Genomic DNA, 23,435 nt, shown 5'->3' with positions numbered 1-23,435 from the left:
TTTTTATTGTGCTTATATGATTGTTTTGATGTTGTTTAATCACTTGGTTCGAAAAATAGACCAGAATTTGTTACTGAATTTATGAGCGTTGATGGTAATTATGTCTATTTAAGTGGATTGCTTTAGACTCATGTTGCTATAAATGATTGCTTTCCAGTGCAATCTTTAAAGTGGGAGATAAATCGCATTAGACCCGTTGATAATAAAACGTTACATTTGTTGCGTTACCTTGCTTTATGTTACCTATGAGCAAGACATAGCCGAAAAAGTGGAAATATTTCGAATTAGGCTACGAATAAGACCTAGACTATGGAAAACCAGCTCATCAGATTGACCTTATCCGATGACAAACTGGTTTAAGGAGAAAAATATGGCAGCAATGTTGTCCGGAGCAGAGATGGTTGTTCAATCTCTGATCGAAGAAGGCGTAGAACAGATCTTTGGCTACCCAGGCGGTTCTGTTTTAGATATCTACGATGCGCTTCACGCAAAAACTGATCAAATTAAGCATGTACTCGTTCGTCATGAACAAGCCGCAACTCATATGGCTGATGGCTATGCACGAGCCACTGGCAAACCTGGTGTAGTGCTTGTCTGTTCTGGTCCAGGTGCTACCAACACCATCACCGGTATTGCGACGGCGTATATGGACTCTATTCCAATGATCGTGATTTCGGGTAACGTACCGAATAACATGATCGGTAATGACGCATTCCAAGAGTGTGATATCGTGGGTGTATCTCGCCCAGTTGTTAAACACAGTTTCTTAGTAAAGAAAGCAGAAGACATTCCTGAAACGGTTAAGAAAGCCTTCTATATTGCAACCACCGGTCGCCCTGGCCCTGTACTTATTGATTTGCCTAAAGATGTAATGAATCCTCAGGTTAAGCTGCCGTATGAGTACCCTCAAGCTATTTCAATGCGCTCTTACAAACCGACAACGACGGGTCATAAAGGTCAAATCAAGAAAGGTCTGAAGACCCTGCTAGAAGCAAAACGACCTGTGCTGTATGTCGGTGGTGGCGCCGTCATTTCTGGTGCAGAAGAGCACCTAACTAAATTAGCTGAAGCGCTAAATCTACCTGTCGTCAGTACTTTGATGGGGCTTGGTGCATTCCCTGGCACTCATAAAAATTCCTTAGGAATGTTGGGTATGCATGGTGTGTATGAAGCCAATATGGCGATGCACAGAGCGGATCTCATTTTTGGTGTCGGCGTTCGTTTTGATGACCGAACCACAAACAATCTAGAGAAGTACTGCCCAGACGCTAAAGTAATGCATATCGATATTGATCCGTCATCAATCTCGAAAAACGTCAAAGCGGATCTGCCTATTGTCGGCTCTGCAGAAAAAGTTCTCGAAAGCATGGTTAAATTGCTTGAAGAGCAGGGTAGCACGAACGATCAAGATGCTTTAAATCGCTGGTGGGATGAGATCCAAGTGTGGCGTGATCGTGAGTGTTTGTCTTATGAGACATCACCTGAGCGTATTAAGCCTCAGCAAGTTATTGAAACCTTGCACAAGCTGACAAATGGCGACGCTTACGTTGCTTCTGACGTAGGTCAGCACCAAATGTTTGCAGCCCTTTACTACCCATTCAATAAACCTCGCCGCTGGATCAACTCTGGTGGTCTTGGCACGATGGGCTTCGGTCTACCAGCAGGTATGGGTGTTAAGTTCGCCAAGCCTGAAGAAGAAGTGGTGGTAGTGACCGGTGACGGCAGTATTCAAATGAATATTCAGGAACTATCGACAGCAATGCAATACGATATTCCTGTTAAAATCATTAACTTGAATAACCGATTCTTAGGCATGGTAAAACAATGGCAAGACATTATTTACCAAGGCCGCCATTCAAACTCATATATGAGTTCTGTTCCTGATTTTGCCGCCATTGCTGAAGCTTATGGCCATGTTGGTATCCGAATTGAATCTCCAGATCAGTTGGAATCTGGTCTAAAACAAGCACTTGATATGAAAGATCGCTTAGTGTTTGTTGATATCAATGTGGACGAGACTGAGCATGTATACCCAATGCAGATCAAAGGTGAGGGTATGGACAAAATGTGGTTAAGCAAGACGGAGAGAACGTAATTATGAGACACATTATTTCACTACTAATGGAAAACCAACCGGGTGCCTTATCGCGTGTTGTTGGTCTGTTTTCTCAACGTGCTTACAACATCGAATCTCTAACGGTTTCACCGACAGATGATGAAACATTATCGCGTTTAAACATTACAACCATCTCTGATGACATGGAACTGGAGCAGATCCAGAAGCAACTTAACAAACTGATCGATGTCCTAAAAGTGCAGGAAGTGACAGAGCTTGACCATATCGAACGTGAATTGATGATGGTGAAAGTGAAAGCCAGCGGTTTTTCACGTGCGGAAGTTAAACGTACTGCTGATATCTTCCGCGGTCAGATTGTTGATGTCACGGCTTCCCAGTACACGGTACAGATGGCAGGAACCAGCGAGAAACTTGATGCCTTTATTCAGGCCATTTCTGAAGTAACAGAAGTGATCGAAGTTGCGCGCAGTGGTGTGGTTGGAATTGCTCGTGGTGAACGCGCTTTAAAACCTTAAAAGTCGCCTTTTAGCTTATAAAAAAACCACCGTATAACGGTGGTTTTTTGCATTTATGAATTCATTAGTGAAGGATACGAGCGCGAATAGTACCTTCGATGCTTTTTAGCTTCTTCAGTGCTTCTTCAGAGCGTTCCGTCTCTACATCAATAACCACATAACCGAAGTCTGCTGCTGTCTGAAGGTACTGACCTGCGATGTTAATCCCTTCTTCAGCGAAGATGGTGTTAATTTGAGTCAGAATACCTGGACGGTTTTCGTGAATGTGCAGGAGTCGTGAACAATCGCGATGTTCTGGTAGAGAAACTTCAGGGAAGTTAACGCTTGATAGCGTTGAACCATTGTCTGAGTACTTAGCCAATTTTCCAGCTACTTCTACACCAATGTTTTCTTGAGCTTCTTGAGTTGAGCCACCTACGTGAGGAGTTAGGATAACGTTATCGAATTTTTGCAGTGGAGACTCAAATGGATCTGCGTTGGTTTTAGGCTCGGTTGGGAACACGTCAATTGCCGCACCAGCAAGGTGACCTGCTTCCAAGCTATGGCAGAGTGCTTCGATATCAACCACAGTACCACGAGCAGCGTTGATAAAGATTGAACCTGGTTTCATGCGAGCGAACTCTTCGGCACCCATCATGTTCTTAGTATCAGCGGTTTCAGGAACGTGAAGTGAGATGACATCACATTTATTGAGAAGCTCACTCATGGTGTGGACTTGAGTCGCATTACCTAGTGAAAGCTTGTTTTCAATATCGTAGTAGTAGACACGCATACCCAGGTTTTCAGCAATAATGCCTAACTGTGTACCAATGTGACCATAACCGATAATGCCTAAACGTTTACCGCGTGCTTCGTATGAATTGTCAGCACTCTTCTTCCAAATACCACGGTGAGCTAGCGCGTTCTTTTCTGGAATACCGCGTAGTAGCAATAAGATCTGACCTAGTACCAGTTCAGCAACACTACGTGTATTTGAGAAAGGTGCGTTAAATACTGGAATACCGCGAGATGCGGCTGCTTTAAGATCAACTTGGTTGGTACCAATACAGAAACAGCCAATGGCGACCAATTTTTCGGCAGCGTTGATCACTTCTTCTGTCAAGTTAGTGCGCGAACGGATACCAATAAAATGTACATCCTTAACGGCTTCTAGAAGCTCATCTTCTGGAAGTGAACCTTTGTGATACTCGATGTTGGTGTAGCCGGCAGCCTGAAGAACTTCTACTGTTGATGGGTGTAGACCTTCAAGCAAGAGAATTTTTATTTTGTCTTTTTCCAGTGAAACTTTGGCCATTGTCTTCTTCCTTAAAGTGGGGAAATTGGGCTTAAGTGGCGCACATTAGACTAAAGCAGATAAAGCAAACGTTTTTATCAGCGTCATGTAGCACGCAAACGTTTTCCTTGTGCGTCTTCTGACCATTAACTTAACAAAAAAAATACAGTTTGGGTAAGAAAATTACGGAATAAGGCAGAATATTTATTGATTAAAATGAAAAAAACGGCGCCAAATGGCGCCGCATGTAATGAAATAACCAAAATCGATGGGTTACTCTTCGATTTTCGCCCCTTCTGGCGTGCCAGTGATGACAACATCAGCACCACGATGTGCGAATAGACCAACAGTGACGACACCAGCAATAGCGTTGATTTTATCTTCTAGATCTTTTGGATCAGTAATCTTCATGCCATGCACATCAAGAATAACGTTACCATTGTCAGTGACTACACCTTCACGGTAAGCAGGATCACCACCTAATTTAACCAACTGGCGAGCAACGTAAGAGCGTGCCATTGGGATCACTTCTACTGGCAGTGGGAACTGGCCAAGTACGTCGACAGCTTTAGTATTGTCAACGATACAGACGAACTTCTCAGAAATAGCAGCAACAATTTTCTCACGAGTCAGTGCTGCGCCACCGCCTTTGATCATGTCACGAGATGCGTTGATCTCATCAGCACCATCAACGTAGATGTCTAGCATCGCAACATCGTTGCAGTCGAAGACTTCGATGCCGAGACCTTTTAGCTTTTCAGTTGATGCTTCAGAGCTTGAAACAGCACCTTTGATGTCATCTTTCATTGTTGCAAGTGCATCGATGAAGTGATTCACAGTAGAGCCTGTACCAACACCAACAATGCTGCCTTTTTCAACATACTTAAGTGCTGCCCAACCAGCTTCTTTCTTCATTTCATCTTGAGTCATGCTCATCTCCTAGAGGCGGTAGTAAAATCGTTTGCGGCGGCGATTATAGCTGCAAATTGGTTTTATTCCCAATCCCAGATCTGGCTTGGTGTCACTATTTTAGGTAGAGGTACATCCCACGACTCGATAGGCAGTGAGTCGACTTGCTGACAGTCGTGGGCTAATCCAATTGGTTTAGGCCCGAGGCGAGTGTTGAACCAAGGCTCTAGCGTACGATCGTAGTAGCCCCCCCCCATCCCTAGGCGATGTCCAGTGGAGTCAAAAGCGACTAAAGGGGTGCAGATGAGATCAAGCTGAGCGACAGGAATAATCTGAGTCTGATCTAATTTGGGTTCTGCAATTGCATAGCGGTTTAGCACCATAGGTGTCGTGCTTGAGTATCGAAGGAAAAGTAGATGACCGTGGGAAAAGGGGTGAATCACAGGTAAGTAGACATCCTTTCCCTGCTGCCATAGCCATTCAATGAGTGGTTTAGTATCGATCTCGCCATCTGCCGTGATGTACAAAGCGATATGTTGTGCTGAGGCGATCTCAGGCAATTGCTTGAATTGTGTCACTAAGTCTAATCCTGCCAGATATTGCGTGTCGCTACTGAGCGCATTGCGTTTCTGACGAATGACTTTACGTAAGTCTTGGCGTGAAAGAGTCATGACATTACCCATGGTTGCAGGGTATCGAGATAGGGATACCCCAGAGTGCCGTTGGAGATATGGACCCTTGAACCAGCTGGTTCAAGGCGGATCAGCAGAGATAACCGTAGGCTTCTCGGTACAAGCCGAGCTTGCTCAATAGCTATCAAGTACTAACCCTTGGGTATTGCTTATCGGCTCAGGGACTTAATCCCCTCACGAACACTCCAGGGTAAATTCTTGATTGTGTAAAGGTTACTGCTGTCCTGGCTTAACTTTACTAATTGCATCATCTAAAGACGCAGAGAGCAGTTCCATACGCTCAATCATTGCATCTTGTTCCTGCTTTGAATCGTTGTCGCGGACTTCGAGTTCGTGACAAAAGTTTAAGGCAACAAAGGTCAACAGCTGTACTTCGTTGGTCATCTTGGTTTTAGCCGCTAACTCTTTAAGGCGATCATCTAAACGTGCTGCTGCATTGATCAAAGACTCTTCTTGTCCTGCTGGACAGTTAACACGAGTTAGTTTGCCTAAGATTTCGACTTCTACCGCTTGATTACTCATACCGACTCTATATCTGTTGTCTAAGGTGATAAAGCAGATAATCACCGAGGGAGAAACTATAGAAAAAGCCTTATTAAGATTCAAGCTTTTCAGTTAGACCTAACCAAAATCAGTGTGTAACAACACAGTAATTGGGCAATTTGTGTAAAAGCTCCCCACAATTGCGCAATCACGCGTTTTCGCCTGCTTTGGTAAGTGATACGATTGAGGATATTTACTTTATTTTAGGTCATAGCAATGAGCGACACCAAATTACCTGATTATCTGACATTTGCCAGTGAGTTACAGTCGGCAGGCTTAGCTGTTAACCCAGCAGAACTTCACGGCTTGCTCACTGGAATGCTTTGTGGCGGTTTAAGCCTAATAGATAAAAGTTGGCAGCCACTTGTTTATGACTATGTGAGTGAAGGTATGGGCTGGCCTACAAAATCTTTGCAGTTAGCCGAAGGCACTTTAGATGCAACTATTCAGGAACTAACGGGTTCTGGAATGGATCTTGAGCTACTCCTTCCTGATGACGAAGCGAGTGCAACACTGTTTGACGTCGCAGATGGCTTGGCCGAATGGGTTAATCACTTTATTTCTGGTCTTGGTTTAATCAATGCTGCGCTCAACAAGGCATCAAGTGACGTTAAAGAGGCATTGGCGGATTTAGAAGAAATTGCCAAACTGGGTATTGATGAAGAGGATGATCTCGAAGAACAAGCTCAGTTATTAGAGCACGTGATCGAACATGTTAAGGCATGTGTATTGACCATTCATGCAGAATTTGGCCAAAAACCGGTCGAGAAACAGGCTCCAACGATTCATTAATAGGTAACGCGATGAAGCAGTTTGATGTGGTGATTGCTGGTGGTGCTATGGCAGGAATGACCCTAGCATTAGCGATAAATAAGCTTTCCAAACAACCTTTGTCTATTGCGGTGATAGAACCTTTTCCGGTTGACGATCAGGCTCATCCTGGTTTTGATTCACGTTCGATTGCTCTTTCCTATGGTAGCGCGGCGATCTTGAGGAAGTTTGGTTTATGGGAAGAAATCGCAAAAATTGCCACGCCAATTGAACACATTCATGTCTCCGACCGAACCCACGCAGGTATGACCGACATTGCAACTCAGGAAGTGGGTTTAGAAGCCTTGGGGTATGTCGTCGAGTTGGCTGATGTTGGTCGTATTTACTATCGTCAGGCTCAGTTAGACGACAACATTGAGCTGATCCAAGCCTCTGTCAGTCAAGTCACTCGTCATGAGAAGAAAGTGCAAATAAGGCTCACCAATGAAACGGTGGTTGAAGGTAAATTGTTGGTTGCGGCAGATGGCGCGATTTCTACCTGTTGCCAGCAGTTGGGTCATGAACTGACTGAACATAACTTCGATCAAGTTGCTGTGATAGCGAATGTCACCACAGAGCTTGCTCATAAGGGGCAAGCATTTGAGCGTTTTACTGAGTCCGGGCCTGTCGCCCTGTTACCTATGTCTGAAGGGCGTATGTCCTTAGTTTGGTGTTTGCGTCCAGAACATGCGACAGAAGTCATGGACTATGATGACAAACAGTTTTTGTCAGAGCTTCAAACGGCATTTGGTTGGCGGTTAGGTAAGTTAAAAAAAGTCGGACAGCGAGCGAGTTACCCGTTACTGCTTAGATACCGAAAAGAAAATGTTTCGCACCGCTTTGCTGTTGTCGGGAATGCGGCACAAACGCTTCACCCTATCGCAGGACAGGGATTTAACTTAGGTATCAGAGACGTCGCTACCTTGGCGGAAAGTATTGCACATTCGACACATGATGTGGGTTGTTATCAGGTTTTAAAACGCTTTAAACAGTCTCGAAGTGATGATCGCGATGCGACAATTGAGATGACCTCTGCGTTAGTACATCTGTTTTCAAATGATTACTTAGCGACGCGGATCGGGCGAAATGTGGGTCTGTTTGCGATGGATAATTTGCCGATACTCAAAACACCACTATTGAGAAGAACATTAGGTTTGGTGTCTCGTTAGAGATATCAGCAAGGACACAAAGATATGATGCAAAGTGTAGATATCGCCATTGTTGGTGGTGGAATGGTTGGCTTAGCGCTCGCTGCTGCGTTCAAAGATACAGAACTGCGTATCGCGGTAATCGAAAGTCGTGAACCAGAAAGCGAGCTTGGTGAGCTTCCTGATGTGCGTGTTTCAGCATTAAGTCGTTCTAGTGAGACAATTTTGCGAAACCTAGGGGCATGGCAAGGAATCGTTCAACGTCGAGCGGCCCCTTATCGTGCTATGGAAGTCTGGGAACAAGACAGTTTTGCTCGAATTGAGTTCGAAGCACAGCAGCTAGCGCAACCGGACCTCGGTCATATTGTTGAGAATCGAGTTATTCAGCTTGCGTTACTTGATCAAGTTAAGCAGCAAAGTAATGTCACTCTATTTATGCCAGCGAAATGTGCTTCGATGGCGATTGGAGAGAGTGAAGCATGGATTAACTTAGATAGCGGGCAATCATTGACTGCCAAGCTAGTTGTTGGTGCTGATGGCGCCAACTCTTGGGTGCGCAAGCAGCAAGATATTCCTTTGACACATTGGGATTACGGCCATAGCGCAATTGTTGCTAACGTCCGTACTCAAGAATCTCACCAAAGTGTTGCACGTCAAACCTTTACTCCTCAAGGTCCATTAGCTTTTCTACCTTTAGGCGAAGATAATTTGAGCTCTATTGTGTGGTCGACGGAACCGAATCGGGCTGAACGTTTACTTGGTATGTCAGCCAATGAGTTTAGTAAAGTGCTCACTGCTGAGTTTGATAATCGACTTGGCTTGTGTGAAGTGCTTGGGGAGCGATTCGCCTTCCCATTAAAAATGCGCTATGCACGAGACTTTGTGACAGAGCGAGTGGCATTGGTAGGAGATGCGGCACATACCATTCACCCACTCGCAGGGCAGGGGGTGAACTTAGGTTTACTTGATGCGGCGAGTCTTGCCCAACAAGTACTAGAGATGTGGCAGCAAGGTGAAGACTTCGGGACTAAACGAAATCTACGGGGTTATGAACGTTGGCGTAAAGCTGAGGCTGCTAAGATGATTGCGGCAATGCAAGGATTTAAAGATCTCTTCGAAGGCAATAATCCAGCGAAAAAACTGCTCCGCGGTATAGGTATGAAGCTAGCAGGCCAACTTCCTGGTGCAAAAGATGAGATTATGAAGCGCGCATTGGGTTTGAAAGGTGATTTGCCGAAACTGGCACAGAACAGAGGAATAAAATCTCAAACCCACTAAAGTGGAAAGGGTTGGCATTGCCAACCCTTTTTAAATTCTGTTATGCGTATGCACAGCGGAGTTTCATGATTTCTTGATTGATCTCTTTTACCGCTTGAAAATGCCTGCGCTCTGCCTTTTCTGGCAGAATAAGCTTACCGTTATCGAACTCAAATTTACCTACCCCGTAGATATAAATCCTTCCTTTAAATAGTCGACTAATGTGTTTAGCAATCATACCTGGTGTATAGCGCTTAAACAGTCTCATACATTTGTCCTTATGTTTAGCAAGCACCGCAATTATACTGACTTCCCTCCGTTAATTGTGTGATTGTCATGGGGGAATATGCAGTCAAAACTGTGTTATTTGGATATTTGTGTTGCTGTAGGCAAATTCGCGGATAAATATCCAAATTATTGTGATAATTACCTCATTTATGTTCTGAGTTAGGAACTTATAGAAGGTCTTAATCGTGAAGTATTAAGCCTGAACTATGTGACAGTTTTAAGAATAGTTTAACTTTTTAATTAGGTGTTAATTTGGTGTTAAATTTGCAAAAAAAAGCCCGCTTCAAGGCGGGCGAATAGTCACAGATGCATTACACAAAAAGTGGATGTCCTGAAACAATCAGTGGATTCACTTTTTTTTGTTGGAGAAGGAGTGCACTCGCATTCCAAGTTACATACAGGCTCTTCAGCGAGTGTCGAACGGGGCACATGACCTTTGTTCGAACTTTAACCAACAAAAGCAGAATACTTCAAAAAATACCCTGTGACTACTTATGCTTTTAAATTGAATAAAAATTTAACCACTAATGCTTGGGTGTGAGACGCTAATCACCAATTAATGAAATCGATTGCAAAAAAATATCTGAATGTTATCCAACTTGGATAGGGTTCGTTTTAGTCGCGGCAGATATTGGCGACTCTAGGTTGGCAAAGACGGATCAAGTCATCACATTGGAGGGCAATGCCCGCCATATTAGAGCCACTGCTGATGGTGACTTCAGGTTCACGCAGAAGTTGTTGATCGAAGACCACGACCATTGGCGTTTTTAAAAGGAGGGGAACGACGGTACCAATTTGGTAGCCCGTTAAACTCGCTACCTGTTCCATAGATACGCAGGTCATACGTCGCCACTCCAGTAAAGCTCGGACTTTCTTGGGATCGATAGATTGATCTCCGGGTGCACAAGCGATGGCGTAACGATCGCTCATATCTCTCAGTACAATCGACTTCACCATCTGACTTGGGCGAATACCTCTTTGCATCGCCGCATCTTCAATTGTGACGGCTGGACGTTGATGAGGCAGCAGGCGAAAATGAACCTGCTGCGATTCAAGGTATTGGGTTATATGAGTAGAAAACGGGCTAGTCATTATCTTCAAGTGAATAAGGAAGGGACGCGAAAGTCCACTGACTTTGAGTCTGATCTTTAAGGCGTAGCTGAGTGTCTTCTTCCAAGTTGTTTGGTAATACAACAAGAGCCAAGGCATGGTTATCACTATAGCGATAGTGTGCGAGCAGTTGACCCGCGCTGCGCCAGTTTTCTCCAACAGCACGCTCTAGTTCTGCGTTAGCAGTAATCTCCTGCTGCGCTTCCCCTTTAATAATGAATAGCGCACGTTTGTTAATCCCACGATATTTGGCTCGTGCTACCGTTTCTTGTCCGGTGTAACAGCCTTTAGTGAAGCTAATACCCGCTAAAGCTTGAACATTGAGTGCTTGTGGTATGTGCTCATTTTGCTGTTCAGCTGTTAAAATCGGCAAACCCGCTTGGATATCGAGGAGTGTCCAAAGTGTCTCATCAACCTTGTCAGCTTGGCTTGAAGCCACAATGTGCTGTGCCGCCTCTTGTGTTACCAGCAACAACCAGCGCTGGTGGTCTATTTTAACGGCTGTTCCGCCATCTATTGGGCGGACATCTCCAGATAGACTGGAAAGCGTGTTAACCAGTTCGGTTGCCTTTTCACCCATCACACCCAGAGCGATCTCGTCGGTTTGCTTGATTTCTACCTTCGAAAAAACGGCATACTTTTTAATTTCTGCCAGCTCTTTTTCGATCACGGCTGATGGTTGAAACATGGCATAGCCATCATTGTGATGGAAGAGTCGGAATACACTCCAGACTTTACCTTTGGCATCGCAGTGTGCGCCAAATGTGGATGAATGTGGTTCTAGCTTAACCACATCGCAGGTAACTTGGCCTTGTAAGTAAGACTTCTTATCTTCACCAACCATGGTGATCGCAGCCCATGAGTTGAGAGGAGCAATCGCCAGTTGGGGAAGAACATCATTTGACGCGAGTTGTAAGGGTGCAAAGTCGTTGTGCCAATCCATGATAGTTACCTAATAAGTAGTTGATGGCCGTATGTTATCGCCTATTCCTAGTGATAAACAACCTTTTGAATTGTGTGCCATTCATTATCTAGATAGTGAACGAAAATAGTGACCTTAGTCGGGAGTGTGACTGACGTACTAGTTGTAAGCTTATTTGCTTGTTACACTCGGCGCAAACAACCGATAAGGTGAGGAAGTAGAATGTATACCGCAGAACAAAAAGCGCGTATTAAATGGGCGTGTCGCCGTGGAATGTTAGAACTCGACGTTGTGATCATGCCATTTTTTGAAGAATGCTTTGATGGCCTACAAGAAAATGAACAACGTGACTTTGTCTCACTGCTAGAGTGTGATGATCCAGATTTGTTTACCTGGATTATGGGACATGGTCGAAGCGAGAACTTAGGCCATGCTGCAATGGTAGATAAGATTGTCGCGCATAACCTCAGCAAAGTGCGTTAATCTCACTTTAACCCCATCAGCTACTGCTCTAAAGGCCAATACCTTGCTACTGGTTTTGGCCTTTTCAATAATTACCCTCTCTACATTACCGTTAGCCCCAACCTTTTTGCTTTTGTTTGTGCTTTTCAAACACGTCAACGCAGAACCGTTACTTATTAAATCATTGCGAGATGAAGTGAGCTTTGTTTCTGCAACGCAATATCAATCAACTCGTGGTCGGCATAAGATCAAAAAAGTGATGTTCACGCTTTTACCGATCGGCTTGGTGATCATTCATCGCAATGAGGAAAGAGTGATGCTGTGGCGAGATAGCGTCACAGAAGCAAAATATCGTGAACTAGTGGTTATGTTAAAAAGGGAGCCATAGGCTCCCTCGGATTGGATTATTTTAGCTTCTCTGGTACTAAAATTGTTGGACCACTGTCTTCGGCAAGCTCAGGGTAGTCTAGGGTGTAGTGCAGGCCGCGGCTCTCTTTGCGTTCCATAGCACAACGTACCATAAGCTCAGCGACCTGTAGTAGATTACGCAGTTCAAGTAAGTTGTTAGATACTCTGAAGTTGCTGTAGTACTCGTGAGTTTCCTGCTGAAGTAGCTGGATTCGGCGTAATGCACGCTCCAAACGCTTATCGGTTCTAACGATTCCCATGTAGTCCCACATAAAGAGACGTAACTCATGCCAGTTATGCTGAATGACGACCTCTTCATCTGAGCAGTTAACCTGACTTTCATCCCAAGCTGGAAGACTTGGTGGCAACGTTGCTTGATCGAGATTTGCGATGATGTCATTGGCAGCAGCCCACGCGTAGACCACACACTCAAGCAAAGAATTTGATGCCATGCGGTTTGCACCGTGTAGACCGGTATAGCTGACTTCACCGATTGCATAGAGTTGAGAGAGATCCGTTTGACCTGTCTGCTCAACCATAACGCCACCACAGGTGTAGTGTGCGGCAGGAACCACTGGGATTGGTTCTTTGGTCATATCTATGCCAAGTTCGAGCAGGCGGGTATTGATGGTTGGAAAGTGTTTCTCAATAAAATCCGCTGGCTTATGACTAATGTCTAGGTACATACAGTCTGCACCCAGTCGTTTCATTTCAAAGTCGATAGCACGAGCGACCACATCACGTGGTGCAAGCTCTTCACGCGGATCGAAATCAGGCATAAAGCGAGAGCCGTCAGGACGACGCAAATAGGCGCCTTCACCACGCAAAGCTTCTGTTAGCAGGAAGTTTCGAGCTTCTGGATGATATAAACAGGTTGGATGGAATTGATTGAACTCTAGGTTTGCCACTCGACAGCCTGCACGCCAAGCCATCGCGATACCATCACCGGATGAAACGTCAGGGTTAGACGTGTATTGGTATACTTTTGATGCGCCACCTGTCGCAAGTACGACGAACTTTGAACGTACGGTTTCAACGTGTTCCTGATTACGGTTCCAGATGTATGCACCGACAACTTTTTTGCTGTCTCCACCGACCTTGTCTTCGGTAATTAAGTCTAGAGCGTTATGACGCTCTAGAACCGTAATGTTTGGGTGATTATGAACATTGTCTTGCAGAGATGTTTGCATTGCCATGCCTGTAGCGTCGGCGGCATGTAAAATACGACGATGGCTGTGGCCACCCTCTCTGGTTAAGTGGTAACGAGGGGCCTCATCACTATCGTTTTCTTCACGATCAAATGGAACGCCACCATCGATTAGCCATTGCACACACTCTTTGGCATTTCGGGCAATAAACTCAACCGTCTCTTTTTCGCAAATGCCAGCACCTGCGATTAGGGTGTCTTGAACGTGCGATTCAATACTGTCTGACTCATCGAAAACTGCGGCGATACCACCTTGCGCGTAATAGGTCGCTCCTTCGCTACGAGCTCCTTTACTCAGCACGATGACTTTGCCGTATTCAGCGACACGCAACGCTAACGATAGACCTGCCGCGCCACTACCCACCACCAACACATCACACTGATGTTCACAGTTTGCGTTCATAAAACTTTATCATTCCCGAGTTAAGTTGTATCTGTGCGCCTTCCTTCCCGAAAAAACGCATAGACAACAGAGCGATCCCGCTCTTAAATCTGTCATTGAATTGCATCTTTGACTCACAAAACAAAAGAGTCAATGCGCTATAGTACCACTCCAAGAATGGCTTTGCATAAATGCAATTGTTCGTAAATAGCATTGCTTTTCTTTACCTACATCCTCACAATTTGGAACATAGGTAGCTTGGTGCATCATTGCGTAAAAATAGTTTGAAGAATTTTTGAACTTATCTTTATTAGCTAGGTCACAATAGTGCTCAAGTAAGCAGTGGTGTCAAGACTACATTTTGCATAATTAATGTCCATGTCTGAGAAGATAGGGGCGAATAACAATAGGAGTACCCGCTCGAATGAACGAGCAGCTGACCGATCAAGTATTAATTGAGCGAGTTCAGAATGGGGATAAGCAAGCATTCAACTTGTTGGTGACTAAGTACCAGAACAAAGTTTGCAATCTTATTTCTCGCTATGTGAATAATCCTGGTGATGTTCCCGATGTAGCACAAGAAGCATTTATTAAGGCGTACCGAGCGATACCAAGCTTTCGTGGTGAAAGTGCCTTCTATACTTGGTTATATCGGATTGCCGTTAATACTGCAAAAAACCACCTTGTCGCACAGGGCAGAAGACCCCCTGCACAAGATGTGGATACTGAAGATGCTGAATATTACGAAACGGGTAATGCATTAAAAGAAATTTCGAACCCTGAGAACTTAACGTTGTCCAATGAATTGAAACGTGTTGTTTTCAGTGCGATTGATGCACTGCCTGAAGATTTAAAAACCGCAATGACGTTGCGCGAGCTCGATGGCTTAAGCTACGAAGAAATAGCAGCGGTTATGGATTGCCCTGTAGGAACGGTACGTTCACGTATCTTCCGTGCTCGTGAAGCGGTTGAAAAGAAAATTCAACCCCTTTTGCAACGCTAGACCAGTAACATTAATGGTGAAAATAATGGCTGACAAAGAGAAACTTTCAGCACTCATGGATGGAGAGTTGGTTGATAAAGCTCTGATAAGTGAATTAGAGCAAGACCAAGAAAGCCTGCAATCATGGCACAATTATCATTTAATTGGTGACGTGATGCGTGGTGAGGCTCCGGAAAAACCGGAGTGGAACATTGCTGAAAGCGTAGCGCTAGCACTTGAAAATGAACCTGCGCACTCAACAGTAACTCAGTTAGAGCAGCACCGTCGTGTTGAGTCTCAACCGACGCCGTCACAAGCTCGTCGTCAAATGCCTGCTTGGTTAAGCCAATTTGGTCAGGTCGCTATGGCTGCCTGTATCTCGTTGGTTGTTATTCTTGGCGTCCAACAATATGGCGGCTCGGATGCTAGCGTTCCAGAGGCGGAAACTTTACCTGTTCTGCAAACCATTCCTTTCTCTGGAAGTGCTGAACCAGTGAGCTTAACCCGCTCTTCGCTTGAACAATCGAATACCAATGAGTTAAATGTTCAGGAACAACGTCGTCGCATTAATGCGATGCTACAAGACTACGAATTACAGCTACGCTTGAATAGTGACAACGGCCTTGAGCACAGTGATAATCCTGAAACGGTAGTTGAATGAAAAAAATTCTGATCAGTGTGCTGACACTGCTCAGTTTGAATACAACATTGGCCTTTGCAGATGATGATTCTGCAGAGGCTTTGTTGCATCAAATGAACGAGGCAAGTCAGCATTTAAATTACGAACTGTCTTATATCTTAATTAAGAAAAATAGCATTGAACCTCTGCTGTACCGACACGCTCGCGCAGAAGGTAAGCAACTTGCTCATCTACTTTACTTGAGTGGCCCGGTAAGAGAGGTTATTCGACGTGGTGATGAAGTGAGTTACATCGAACCTGGCGTCGAACCTTTTACGATTGAATCCGGTAACTTGGTTGCACCAACCATCCCTCTACTCAATGCCAATGTTGATAAGTTGAAAGGGTTTTACGACTTTATTCCTGTTGGACGCGCGCGCGAAGCGGGTACCGCATGTCAGGTTTTACGTGTTGTGCCTAAAGATGGGCAGCGTTACTCGTATGTGCTGTGGGTAGATGAAAAAAGCAAATTGCCTTTACGAGCTGATCTGGTTGATCGAGACGGCGAAGTGTTAGAGCAGTACCGAACCATCTCATTTAGTGTTAACGATCAGATTGGACAGGCGATGAGTGGACTGAATCAGGTCAAATTGCCAGAAGTTCTCTCTTTGCCTAAAGGTCAGGTGAGCAGTTCATATTGGACGGTTGGTTGGATCCCTAATGGTTTCGAGCCGAAAGAGCTCAATCGTTATCGAATGAACAATACCGACCGCATGGTCGAAAGCCAGATGTACAGTGATGGCTTATTTAATTTTTCTATCTATGTCTCGGATAGTGATGACTTGTCACTTAAAGGACAGCTAGTGAGACAAGGTCGCAGAACGCTGCATAGCTTTGTTCGCGGTGAGCACGAAATCTCTGTTATCGGTGATATTCCCCCTGCTACTGCCAAACGTATTGCTCAGTCAGTGACGTTTGTAAAGAGTGAGAGTACGACCCAATGATGACCGCATTGGCAACAGTTTCTGAGGTGACAGAGTTGGCATCGGGATTTGATGTCGAGCTGAGTTGCGAACAACAGACGAGCTGCAGTAGCTGTTCATCTCAGAAGAGCTGTGGGACGGGCATTATATCTAAAGCCGTGGGAAAAAAATCGCTTCACTGGCATCTAGTGACAGATAAGCGAGTTCAGAAAGGGCAAGTCGTGGAAATCGGCTTGCCTGAAAAAAGCGTATTGCAGTCTGCTGCGCTGGTTTATCTCTTACCACTGTTTGCGATGATCATTGGTGCCTTGGTAGCCCAATGGTGGATTGCCCCTGCGTTTTCTCTCGGAGAGGGGGTCGTCATCCTCACTTCGGCTCTTGCAACGGTTGGAGGGATTTATCTAGCAAAAAGATTATCTTTCAGATTAGAGCAGCAATCTTCGCAGCAAGTCATATTATTAAGGGTATTAGGTGAGCCAATTAGCTAGTGCGAAGCGGCTAGAAATTGGGTAGAATCTGCCAACTTGATTGAAATGCCGTCACAAGACGGCTTTCTTGTCCCCATTTATAAGAGTTTAGTCACCCCAAATCATGAAGCACATTCGTAACTTTTCGATTATCGCCCACATCGACCATGGTAAGTCGACCCTATCAGACCGTTTAATCCAAGTATGTGGTGGTTTAAGCGACCGTGAAATGGCCGCACAGGTTCTGGACTCCATGGATCTAGAGCGTGAGCGTGGTATCACCATCAAATCACAGAGTGTGACGCTAAACTACACCGCTAAAGATGGTGAAACGTATCAGTTGAACTTCATCGATACTCCGGGACACGTTGACTTCGCTTACGAAGTATCCCGTTCTTTAGCCGCTTGTGAAGGTGCGCTACTGGTTGTTGATGCGGGTCAGGGTGTAGAAGCTCAAACTCTTGCTAACTGTTATACCGCGATCGAGATGGATCTTGAGGTTGTGCCAATCTTAAACAAGATCGACCTTCCTGCTGCCGATCCTGAGCGTGTTGCTGAAGAGATCGAAGAAATCGTAGGCATTGATGCGATGGAAGCGACGCGTTGTAGTGCAAAAACAGGCCTTGGTGTGGATGATGTGCTTGAAAACATTGTCTCTGCGATTCCTGCACCAGAAGGTGACCCAGATGGGCCACTTCAAGCTCTAATCATTGACTCTTGGTTTGATAACTACCTTGGTGTTGTTTCTCTGGTTCGTATTAAGAATGGCCAGTTGAAGAAAAACGAAAAAATTAAGGTAATGAGTACAGGCCAAGTGTGGGGGGTTGATCGTCTAGGCATCTTCACACCGAAACAGGTTGATACGAATTCACTAAGTACGGGTGAAGTGGGCTGGGTTGTTTGTGGTATCAAGGATATTCTAGGTGCTCCAGTAGGTGATACGCTCACACTGGCTAAACATGGTTGTGATGCACCGCTACCGGGCTTTAAGAAAGTAAAACCTCAGGTTTATGCCGGTCTATTCCCTGTATCATCTGATGATTATGAAAACTTCCGTGATGCACTAGGCAAGTTAAGTCTAAACGACGCTTCTCTGTTCTATGAACCAGAGAACTCGGCAGCTCTTGGCTTTGGTTTCCGTTGTGGTTTCCTAGGCATGCTGCACATGGAAATCATCCAAGAGCGTCTAGAGCGTGAGTACGATCTAGACCTTATTACTACAGCGCCAACCGTAGTTTATGAAGTAGAGAAGACTGATGGGACGATTATATACGTAGATAGCCCTGCGAAGTTGCCTGCGGTAAATGATATCGAGGAAATTCGTGAGCCAATCGCACGTTGTAATATTCTTGTTCCAGCAGACTACCTAGGTAACGTGATCACACTATGTGTTGAAAAACGTGGTATTCAGGTTGATATGGTTTACCACGGTAACCAAGTTGCTGTGACTTACGATATCCCAATGGCGGAAGTTGTTCTTGATTTCTTTGACCGTCTGAAGTCTACATCACGTGGCTATGCGTCACTTGATTACAACTTCCAGCGTTTTGAATTGTCTAACATGGTTCGTGTAGACGTACTTCTTAACGGTGATAAGGTTGATGCTTTAGCATTGATCACACACAAAGAACAGGCGCAAACTCGCGGTCGTCAGCTTGTTGAAAAGATGAAAGAGTTTATCCCTCGTCAGATGTTCGATATTGCGATTCAAGCAGCGATCGGCAACCACATCATCGCCCGTTCAACAGTGAAGCAGCTACGTAAGAACGTTATCGCAAAATGTTACGGTGGTGACGTGAGTCGTAAGAAGAAGCTACTGAAGAAGCAGAAAGAAGGTAAGAAGCGTATGAAGCAGATTGGTAACGTAGAGTTGCCTCAAGAAGCTTTCCTAGCGATCTTACACGTAGGTAAAGACTAAGTATCCTGATACTTTCTGACCCACTGCATGTCATCGGATAATCGCTGATTTCCTTATCGCGTAATGTGTAGAGAACTCAGTGATTTATCCAGTGTCATAGATACCGAGTAAAGCATTCAATTGAGTGGAAGAGTTATGCTCTTTCACTTTCGTATTTTTGAGAGAAGGGAAGTCAATGGCGAATACATTTTCACTCATCCTAGTAATCGTTACTTTAGTAACGGGCGTTGTCTGGGTTCTGGAAAAGCTCGTTTTTGCTAAAAAGCGTCAAGAAAAACTGGCTGAAGTTGAAGCTCAAACCAATGGTTTGGATGCAGCCGTTCTAGCAAAAGTGAAGACTCAGCCTTGGTGGGTAGAGAATAGCGTCTCTATTTTTCCAGTCATTGCTGCTGTCCTTGTATTGCGCTCATTTATCTATGAACCTTTTCAAATTCCATCAGGCTCGATGATGCCAACCCTGCTGGTGGGCGATTTTATCTTGGTTGAAAAATACGCCTATGGTCTGAAAGATCCAGTATGGCGCACTCAGTTAGTCGAAACCGGTAAGCCTGAGCGTGGTGACATTGTGGTATTTAAGTACCCACCTCAGCCAAATATCGATTACATAAAGCGTGTTGTAGGTCTTCCGGGAGATACGGTTCGTTACAACAGCAAGAAAGAAATCTGCATTCAGTCTTCAGGTGAGGCCAGTTGTCAGCCTGTCAAACTGTCTAATGTAGAAGAGAGCCAGTTCATTCAAAATGGCATCCCATTGATTCAATTGGATGAAAAATTGGGTGAAGTGGGTCATCAGATTTTGGTTAACCCACTACGTCGTGACCGAGTTGAATTGTATCAACCTCGCAACGGTGTGAATGAGTGGGTGGTTCCAGAAGGTCAGTACTTTGTGATGGGTGATAACCGTGACAACAGTGCTGATAGCCGCTACTGGGGTTTTGTCCCAGAAGCTAACCTAGTGGGTAAAGCAGTTGCTATTTGGATTAGCTTCGAATTCGAACGCGATGCAGATAGTCTCTTGCCTTCTTGGGTTCCAACCGGTGTTAGGTTTAACCGCATCGGTGGTATTAACTAAATTTTCGTCATCGTTGGTACTACAGCGTTGTTGACTGCATAAATCCACCCTAATTTCATAGAGCCCCTATGCTCATAGGGCTGGATTTATTTGTCGCCTAGCTGTGAAATCAACTATTTAGAAAATTCGAAATTATGAATGAGAGAGCATGAATTCTCCTATTGCAAAACTAGAGAAAAAGCTCGGCTATCAATTTAATGATGCAGAGCTAATCAGCTTAGCACTGACACATCGCAGTGCTAATGGAAAACACAATGAGCGTCTTGAGTTTCTGGGCGATTCAATTTTAAGTTTTGTCATTGCTGATGATCTTTACCATCGTTTCCCTAAAGTGAATGAAGGGGACATGAGCCGCATGCGTGCCACCTTAGTGCGTGGAAATACACTCGCGGAGCTAGGTCGTGAATTCGAACTAGGAGATCACTTAAAATTAGGTCCAGGTGAATTAAAGAGCGGCGGTTTTCGTCGTGATTCAATCCTTGCTGACGCTGTGGAAGCGATCATTGGTGGTATCTACTTAGATAGTGATATCGAAGTTGTGCGTGGCATCATATTGAGTTGGTACAAAACTCGCCTTGATGCGATTAAGCCAGGGGTTTCACAAAAAGATCCTAAAACTCGTCTACAAGAGTTTCTTCAGGGTCGAAGAAAACCTCTACCTGCTTACACAGTGACTAATATTAAAGGTGAAGCACATAACCAAGAGTTTACGGTTTCGTGTGATGTAGCAGGTATTGGACAACCTGTTATTGGTAAAGGCACCAGCCGCCGCAAGGCAGAACAAGCGGCTGCTGAATTAGCACTAGAGCAACTGACCAATGACTGATTCAACAGACAACAACGAATTTGATATCGATGCGTTTTTCTCATCGAGCAATGAACAGACAAGTTCGCCAGACAATCAACACTGTGGCTTTGTGGCGATTGTAGGTCGTCCAAACGTAGGTAAATCAACACTTCTTAACCGTATCCTAGGTCAGAAGATTTCGATTACTTCACGTAAACCTCAGACGACTCGTCACCGTATTATGGGTGTTGATACTGAAGGCGACTACCAAGCTATTTATGTCGATACTCCGGGTCTGCATATTGAAGAGAAGCGTGCGATTAACCGTTTGATGAACCGTGCAGCCAACTCTTCACTCAGTGATGTTAACCTAGTCTTTTTCTTGGTTGATGGCACGCACTGGACTAATGACGATGAAATGGTGTTGACCAAACTGCAAAAGTCTAACTTCCCAGTGGTACTGTGTGTCAACAAAGTTGACAATGTACAAGACCGCAATGACGTGATGCTGCATATGATGGAAATGTCTAAGCGCATGGACTTTGTTGATGTGGTGCCTATCTCGGCGAAGCATGGCAAAAACATTGATGTGTTGCGTAAACATGTTCGTGAGCACTTGCCGAAGGCGACACACCACTTTCCTGAAGAGTATGTCACTGACCGTTCTCAACGCTTTATGGCGTCAGAGATTGTTCGCGAAAAGTTGATGCGTTTTACGGGCGAAGAGCTTCCTTACTCTGTTACCGTTGAAATTGAACGCTTTGACTACAACCCAGAAACAGACGGGTTCCACATTAACGCTTTGATTTTGGTTGAACGCAGCGGCCAGAAGAAAATGGTAATTGGTAAAGGCGGCGAAAAGATCAAAACGATCGGCCGTGAAGCGCGTCTGGATATGGAAGAGTTATTTGGTCGCAAGGTTTACCTTGAAACTTGGGTTAAGGTGAAATCGGGTTGGGCGGATGATGAGCGAGCTCTTCGTTCACTTGGCTATATCGATGACCTTTAACGAGTGCGAGGCTTGAGCTTCGCTCCGTAGAATACGAAATAAGGAGCCAGTGGCTCCTTATTTTTTATGTAACACTAATCTGGCAGATTCTATGTCTTCTGATGGCTTACAGCGTTGCTTTGTTTTACACCGTCGCCCTTACAGCGAATCAAGTTTAATTCTTGATGTCTTTAGTGAGGAGTATGGCCGTATTACCTTGATGTCTAAAGGTGCACGCAGTAAACGTTCTAACCTGAAAGGGGCTTTGCAGCCATTTACGCCTTTATTGCTCAAGTGGTCAGGCAATGGTTCAATGAAAACGTTACGTCAGGCTGAGCCAATTAGTCTCGGATTACCACTGTCGGGGATCACTCTTTATTCGGCTATGTATGTCAACGAGCTTGTCGGTCGAATTTTGATGGCGGAAGTTCCAATGCCTGCGCTGTTTCATGATTATTTACATGCTCTGACAGAATTGGCGCAGTGTGAAAATCCAGAACCGGCCCTGAGACGATTTGAACTCGCTATGTTGTCAGCAATGGGCTATGGCGTCGATTTTATGCACTGCGCGGGTACGGGTGAACCCGTAGACCCGACAATGACTTACCGTTACCGAGAGCAGAAAGGTTTCATCGCTTCAGTACGCAAAGATAACCTGACGTTTTACGGCAGTGAGCTTATCGCGATTAGTGAGCGTAGATTCACCACAAAAGAACAACTTAAAGCGGCAAAACGCTTTACACGCATAGCCTTAAAGCCGTATCTTGGCGGCAAACCATTAAAAAGCCGGGAACTGTTTTTATCCAGAGCAAAGGTTCCCTATACCAAGAACATTAATTGATAGACGATTGATGGGCTGGGTATTAAGCACGGAGTATTGGAAAATGAGCTCAATCTATCTAGGTGTTAATATCGATCATATTGCGACTTTGCGTAACGCGCGAGGTACAAAGTATCCAGATCCTGTACATGCTGCAGAAGTCGCGGAGCGAGCTGGCGCTGATGGTATTACCATCCACCTACGTGAAGACCGTCGTCATATCAACGATCGTGATGTGCGTATCCTACGTGAAACGCTTCAAACGCGTATGAACCTAGAGATGGCTGTGACTGACGAAATGGTAGAGATCGCGCTAAAGACTAAGCCTGAATACGTGTGTCTGGTACCTGAAAAACGTGAAGAATTGACCACTGAAGGCGGTCTAGATGTTGTTGGTCAGCTAGAGAAAGTTAAAAACGCGACACAAAAGCTGACTGAAGCGGGTATTAAGGTATCGCTATTTATCGATGCAGACCGTGAACAGATTGATGCAGCAAAAGCATGTGGAGCGCCATTCATTGAGCTTCATACTGGTCACTATGCTGATGCAGAGAGTGAAGAAGATCAGCAAGATGAGCTGAAAAAAATCGCTGCTGGCGCAAGCTACGCGAACGATCTTGGTATCACAGTGAATGCTGGGCATGGCCTGACTTACCACAACGTCGCACCGATTGCTGCTATCCCTGAAATTTATGAGCTTAACATTGGCCATTCAATCATTGGTCGTGCGGTGTTTGATGGTCTTCATAAAGCCGTTGCTGATATGAAAGCGCTAATGGTTGAAGCGCGTCGTTAA

Annotated in this window: 25 protein-coding genes and 1 other RNA gene; 17 read left to right on the top strand and 9 right to left on the bottom strand. The window is 44.9% G+C overall.

Translation table 11 applies throughout. The annotated features are described in order from the left end of the window. The first annotated feature begins 370 nt into the window (after window positions 1–370). Both ACQEXP_RS10095 and ilvN read left to right on the top strand, forming a co-directional pair. Window positions 371–2,095, top strand: coding sequence for an acetolactate synthase 3 large subunit (locus tag ACQEXP_RS10095; protein WP_426969679.1), 1,725 nt, complete (start codon window positions 371–373; stop codon window positions 2,093–2,095). A 2-nt stretch (window positions 2,096–2,097) separates the two neighbouring features. Then, window positions 2,098–2,592 (top strand): acetolactate synthase small subunit, encoded by a 495-nt coding sequence (ilvN, locus tag ACQEXP_RS10090; RefSeq protein ID WP_138971867.1) that lies wholly within the window; start codon window positions 2,098–2,100, stop codon window positions 2,590–2,592. Between the two features lie 64 nt (window positions 2,593–2,656). On the opposite strand, the gene serA is transcribed toward ilvN, so the two are convergent. The 5 genes from serA to ACQEXP_RS10065 form a co-directional block, all read right to left on the bottom strand. Beyond that, window positions 2,657–3,886 (bottom strand): phosphoglycerate dehydrogenase, encoded by a 1,230-nt coding sequence (gene serA / locus ACQEXP_RS10085; RefSeq protein WP_269376502.1) that lies wholly within the window; start codon window positions 3,884–3,886, stop codon window positions 2,657–2,659. A gap of 252 nt (window positions 3,887–4,138) precedes the next feature. Then, a complete protein-coding gene (gene rpiA, locus ACQEXP_RS10080; RefSeq protein ID WP_269376503.1) occupies window positions 4,139–4,795 on the bottom strand; it encodes a ribose-5-phosphate isomerase RpiA in 657 nt (218 codons plus the stop codon). 62 nt (window positions 4,796–4,857) lie between these two features. Further along, window positions 4,858–5,445, bottom strand: a complete 588-nt coding sequence (locus tag ACQEXP_RS10075) for a 5-formyltetrahydrofolate cyclo-ligase (RefSeq protein ID WP_138971864.1) — start codon at window positions 5,443–5,445, stop codon at window positions 4,858–4,860. 33 nt (window positions 5,446–5,478) lie between these two features. Continuing rightward, a non-coding RNA gene (gene ssrS / locus ACQEXP_RS10070) (6S RNA) lies at window positions 5,479–5,661 on the bottom strand. An 18-nt stretch (window positions 5,662–5,679) separates the two neighbouring features. Next, complete coding sequence (locus tag ACQEXP_RS10065) at window positions 5,680–5,988, bottom strand: cell division protein ZapA (protein WP_426969677.1); 309 nt, start codon at window positions 5,986–5,988, stop codon at window positions 5,680–5,682. Window positions 5,989–6,225: 237 nt separating this feature from the next. On the opposite strand from ACQEXP_RS10065, the gene ACQEXP_RS10060 reads away from it, so the two are divergent. The 3 genes from ACQEXP_RS10060 to ACQEXP_RS10050 are packed head-to-tail and all read left to right on the top strand — an operon-like array spanning window position 6,226 to window position 9,245. After that, window positions 6,226–6,801, top strand: coding sequence for a YecA family protein (locus ACQEXP_RS10060; RefSeq protein ID WP_138971862.1), 576 nt, complete (start codon window positions 6,226–6,228; stop codon window positions 6,799–6,801). Window positions 6,802–6,812: 11 nt separating this feature from the next. Next, complete coding sequence (ubiH, locus tag ACQEXP_RS10055; protein WP_426969675.1) at window positions 6,813–7,988, top strand: 2-octaprenyl-6-methoxyphenyl hydroxylase; 1,176 nt, start codon at window positions 6,813–6,815, stop codon at window positions 7,986–7,988. A 24-nt stretch (window positions 7,989–8,012) separates the two neighbouring features. After that, window positions 8,013–9,245 (top strand): FAD-dependent 2-octaprenylphenol hydroxylase, encoded by a 1,233-nt coding sequence (locus ACQEXP_RS10050; protein WP_269376507.1) that lies wholly within the window; start codon window positions 8,013–8,015, stop codon window positions 9,243–9,245. A 40-nt stretch (window positions 9,246–9,285) separates the two neighbouring features. Here ACQEXP_RS10050 and ACQEXP_RS10045 read toward each other — a convergent pair whose 3' ends face one another. The 3 genes from ACQEXP_RS10045 to ygfZ all read right to left on the bottom strand — a co-directional run bounded on the left by ACQEXP_RS10045 (window position 9,286) and on the right by ygfZ (window position 11,565). Beyond that, window positions 9,286–9,492, bottom strand: coding sequence for a DUF1107 domain-containing protein (locus ACQEXP_RS10045; RefSeq protein ID WP_269376508.1), 207 nt, complete (start codon window positions 9,490–9,492; stop codon window positions 9,286–9,288). Window positions 9,493–10,127: 635 nt separating this feature from the next. Then, window positions 10,128–10,604 (bottom strand): aminoacyl-tRNA deacylase, encoded by a 477-nt coding sequence (locus ACQEXP_RS10040; protein WP_426969673.1) that lies wholly within the window; start codon window positions 10,602–10,604, stop codon window positions 10,128–10,130. Next, complete coding sequence (gene ygfZ, locus ACQEXP_RS10035) at window positions 10,597–11,565, bottom strand: tRNA-modifying protein YgfZ (RefSeq protein WP_426969671.1); 969 nt, start codon at window positions 11,563–11,565, stop codon at window positions 10,597–10,599. The genes ACQEXP_RS10040 and ygfZ overlap by 8 nt, the downstream gene beginning before the upstream one ends. 201 nt (window positions 11,566–11,766) lie before the next feature. On the opposite strand from ygfZ, the gene ACQEXP_RS10030 reads away from it, so the two are divergent. Then, window positions 11,767–12,027 (top strand): succinate dehydrogenase assembly factor 2, encoded by a 261-nt coding sequence (locus tag ACQEXP_RS10030; RefSeq protein WP_269376511.1) that lies wholly within the window; start codon window positions 11,767–11,769, stop codon window positions 12,025–12,027. Then, window positions 11,996–12,394 carry a protein YgfX gene (locus tag ACQEXP_RS10025; RefSeq protein ID WP_426969670.1) on the top strand — a complete coding sequence of 133 codons (399 nt, stop codon included), beginning with the start codon at window positions 11,996–11,998 and terminating at the stop codon, window positions 12,392–12,394. The genes ACQEXP_RS10030 and ACQEXP_RS10025 overlap by 32 nt, the downstream gene beginning before the upstream one ends. Window positions 12,395–12,410: 16 nt before the next feature. Here ACQEXP_RS10025 and nadB read toward each other — a convergent pair whose 3' ends face one another. Further along, window positions 12,411–14,024, bottom strand: a complete 1,614-nt coding sequence (gene nadB / locus ACQEXP_RS10020) for an L-aspartate oxidase (protein WP_269376514.1) — start codon at window positions 14,022–14,024, stop codon at window positions 12,411–12,413. Window positions 14,025–14,427: 403 nt separating this feature from the next. Here nadB and rpoE point away from each other — a divergent pair, with 403 nt between their 5' ends. From rpoE to pdxJ, 10 genes are all read left to right on the top strand, one after another. After that, complete coding sequence (gene rpoE, locus ACQEXP_RS10015; RefSeq protein WP_269376516.1) at window positions 14,428–15,006, top strand: RNA polymerase sigma factor RpoE; 579 nt, start codon at window positions 14,428–14,430, stop codon at window positions 15,004–15,006. Window positions 15,007–15,031: 25 nt separating this feature from the next. Next, the gene (locus ACQEXP_RS10010) at window positions 15,032–15,646 is read left to right on the top strand and encodes an RseA family anti-sigma factor (protein ID WP_426969669.1); all 615 of its coding nucleotides are present in this window, start codon (window positions 15,032–15,034) and stop codon (window positions 15,644–15,646) included. After that, window positions 15,643–16,608 carry a sigma-E factor regulatory protein RseB gene (rseB, locus tag ACQEXP_RS10005; protein ID WP_269376518.1) on the top strand — a complete coding sequence of 322 codons (966 nt, stop codon included), beginning with the start codon at window positions 15,643–15,645 and terminating at the stop codon, window positions 16,606–16,608. The genes ACQEXP_RS10010 and rseB overlap by 4 nt, the downstream gene beginning before the upstream one ends. Beyond that, a complete protein-coding gene (locus tag ACQEXP_RS10000) occupies window positions 16,605–17,075 on the top strand; it encodes a SoxR reducing system RseC family protein (protein ID WP_426969668.1) in 471 nt (156 codons plus the stop codon). Before rseB ends, ACQEXP_RS10000 begins: the two co-directional genes overlap by 4 nt. A gap of 103 nt (window positions 17,076–17,178) precedes the next feature. Continuing rightward, on the top strand, window positions 17,179–18,972 hold the full coding sequence (gene lepA / locus ACQEXP_RS09995; RefSeq protein WP_331416166.1) for a translation elongation factor 4: 1,794 nt from the start codon (window positions 17,179–17,181) through the stop codon (window positions 18,970–18,972). Between the two features lie 175 nt (window positions 18,973–19,147). Then, window positions 19,148–20,044, top strand: a complete 897-nt coding sequence (gene lepB / locus ACQEXP_RS09990) for a signal peptidase I (protein ID WP_426969666.1) — start codon at window positions 19,148–19,150, stop codon at window positions 20,042–20,044. Window positions 20,045–20,192: 148 nt separating this feature from the next. After that, complete coding sequence (rnc, locus tag ACQEXP_RS09985) at window positions 20,193–20,870, top strand: ribonuclease III (RefSeq protein ID WP_138971847.1); 678 nt, start codon at window positions 20,193–20,195, stop codon at window positions 20,868–20,870. Next, entirely contained in the window at window positions 20,863–21,840 is a 978-nt protein-coding gene (gene era / locus ACQEXP_RS09980; RefSeq protein ID WP_426969665.1) for a GTPase Era, read from the top strand. Before rnc ends, era begins: the two co-directional genes overlap by 8 nt. Window positions 21,841–21,931: 91 nt before the next feature. Beyond that, window positions 21,932–22,660, top strand: a complete 729-nt coding sequence (gene recO / locus ACQEXP_RS09975) for a DNA repair protein RecO (RefSeq protein ID WP_269376522.1) — start codon at window positions 21,932–21,934, stop codon at window positions 22,658–22,660. Window positions 22,661–22,703: 43 nt separating this feature from the next. Then, window positions 22,704–23,435, top strand: a complete 732-nt coding sequence (gene pdxJ / locus ACQEXP_RS09970; RefSeq protein WP_269376523.1) for a pyridoxine 5'-phosphate synthase — start codon at window positions 22,704–22,706, stop codon at window positions 23,433–23,435.

The sequence above is a fragment of the Vibrio sp. TRT 1302 genome (assembly GCF_050113875.1).
In the GTDB taxonomy this organism is placed as follows: Bacteria; Pseudomonadota; Gammaproteobacteria; order Enterobacterales; family Vibrionaceae; genus Vibrio.
Note: the sequence above shows the minus strand (reverse complement) of the source record. Positions and strands in the feature narration are given on the sequence as shown.

What these genes read in the sequence shown, in the direction of transcription:
- ACQEXP_RS10095 (WP_426969679.1), top strand. Translation starts at nt 371, where the DNA reads ATGGCAGCAATGTTGTCCGGAGCAGAGATGGTTGTTCAATCTCTGATC.
- ilvN (WP_138971867.1), top strand. Translation starts at nt 2,098, where the DNA reads ATGAGACACATTATTTCACTACTAATGGAAAACCAACCGGGTGCCTTA.
- serA (WP_269376502.1), bottom strand. Translation starts at nt 3,886, where the DNA reads ATGGCCAAAGTTTCACTGGAAAAAGACAAAATAAAAATTCTCTTGCTT.
- rpiA (WP_269376503.1), bottom strand. Translation starts at nt 4,795, where the DNA reads ATGACTCAAGATGAAATGAAGAAAGAAGCTGGTTGGGCAGCACTTAAG.
- ACQEXP_RS10075 (WP_138971864.1), bottom strand. Translation starts at nt 5,445, where the DNA reads ATGACTCTTTCACGCCAAGACTTACGTAAAGTCATTCGTCAGAAACGC.
- ACQEXP_RS10065 (WP_426969677.1), bottom strand. Translation starts at nt 5,988, where the DNA reads ATGAGTAATCAAGCGGTAGAAGTCGAAATCTTAGGCAAACTAACTCGT.
- ACQEXP_RS10060 (WP_138971862.1), top strand. Translation starts at nt 6,226, where the DNA reads ATGAGCGACACCAAATTACCTGATTATCTGACATTTGCCAGTGAGTTA.
- ubiH (WP_426969675.1), top strand. Translation starts at nt 6,813, where the DNA reads ATGAAGCAGTTTGATGTGGTGATTGCTGGTGGTGCTATGGCAGGAATG.
- ACQEXP_RS10050 (WP_269376507.1), top strand. Translation starts at nt 8,013, where the DNA reads ATGATGCAAAGTGTAGATATCGCCATTGTTGGTGGTGGAATGGTTGGC.
- ACQEXP_RS10045 (WP_269376508.1), bottom strand. Translation starts at nt 9,492, where the DNA reads ATGAGACTGTTTAAGCGCTATACACCAGGTATGATTGCTAAACACATT.
- ACQEXP_RS10040 (WP_426969673.1), bottom strand. Translation starts at nt 10,604, where the DNA reads ATGACTAGCCCGTTTTCTACTCATATAACCCAATACCTTGAATCGCAG.
- ygfZ (WP_426969671.1), bottom strand. Translation starts at nt 11,565, where the DNA reads ATGGATTGGCACAACGACTTTGCACCCTTACAACTCGCGTCAAATGAT.
- ACQEXP_RS10030 (WP_269376511.1), top strand. Translation starts at nt 11,767, where the DNA reads ATGTATACCGCAGAACAAAAAGCGCGTATTAAATGGGCGTGTCGCCGT.
- nadB (WP_269376514.1), bottom strand. Translation starts at nt 14,024, where the DNA reads ATGAACGCAAACTGTGAACATCAGTGTGATGTGTTGGTGGTGGGTAGT.
- rpoE (WP_269376516.1), top strand. Translation starts at nt 14,428, where the DNA reads ATGAACGAGCAGCTGACCGATCAAGTATTAATTGAGCGAGTTCAGAAT.
- ACQEXP_RS10010 (WP_426969669.1), top strand. Translation starts at nt 15,032, where the DNA reads ATGGCTGACAAAGAGAAACTTTCAGCACTCATGGATGGAGAGTTGGTT.
- rseB (WP_269376518.1), top strand. Translation starts at nt 15,643, where the DNA reads ATGAAAAAAATTCTGATCAGTGTGCTGACACTGCTCAGTTTGAATACA.
- ACQEXP_RS10000 (WP_426969668.1), top strand. Translation starts at nt 16,605, where the DNA reads ATGATGACCGCATTGGCAACAGTTTCTGAGGTGACAGAGTTGGCATCG.
- lepA (WP_331416166.1), top strand. Translation starts at nt 17,179, where the DNA reads ATGAAGCACATTCGTAACTTTTCGATTATCGCCCACATCGACCATGGT.
- lepB (WP_426969666.1), top strand. Translation starts at nt 19,148, where the DNA reads ATGGCGAATACATTTTCACTCATCCTAGTAATCGTTACTTTAGTAACG.
- rnc (WP_138971847.1), top strand. Translation starts at nt 20,193, where the DNA reads ATGAATTCTCCTATTGCAAAACTAGAGAAAAAGCTCGGCTATCAATTT.
- era (WP_426969665.1), top strand. Translation starts at nt 20,863, where the DNA reads ATGACTGATTCAACAGACAACAACGAATTTGATATCGATGCGTTTTTC.
- recO (WP_269376522.1), top strand. Translation starts at nt 21,932, where the DNA reads ATGTCTTCTGATGGCTTACAGCGTTGCTTTGTTTTACACCGTCGCCCT.
- pdxJ (WP_269376523.1), top strand. Translation starts at nt 22,704, where the DNA reads ATGAGCTCAATCTATCTAGGTGTTAATATCGATCATATTGCGACTTTG.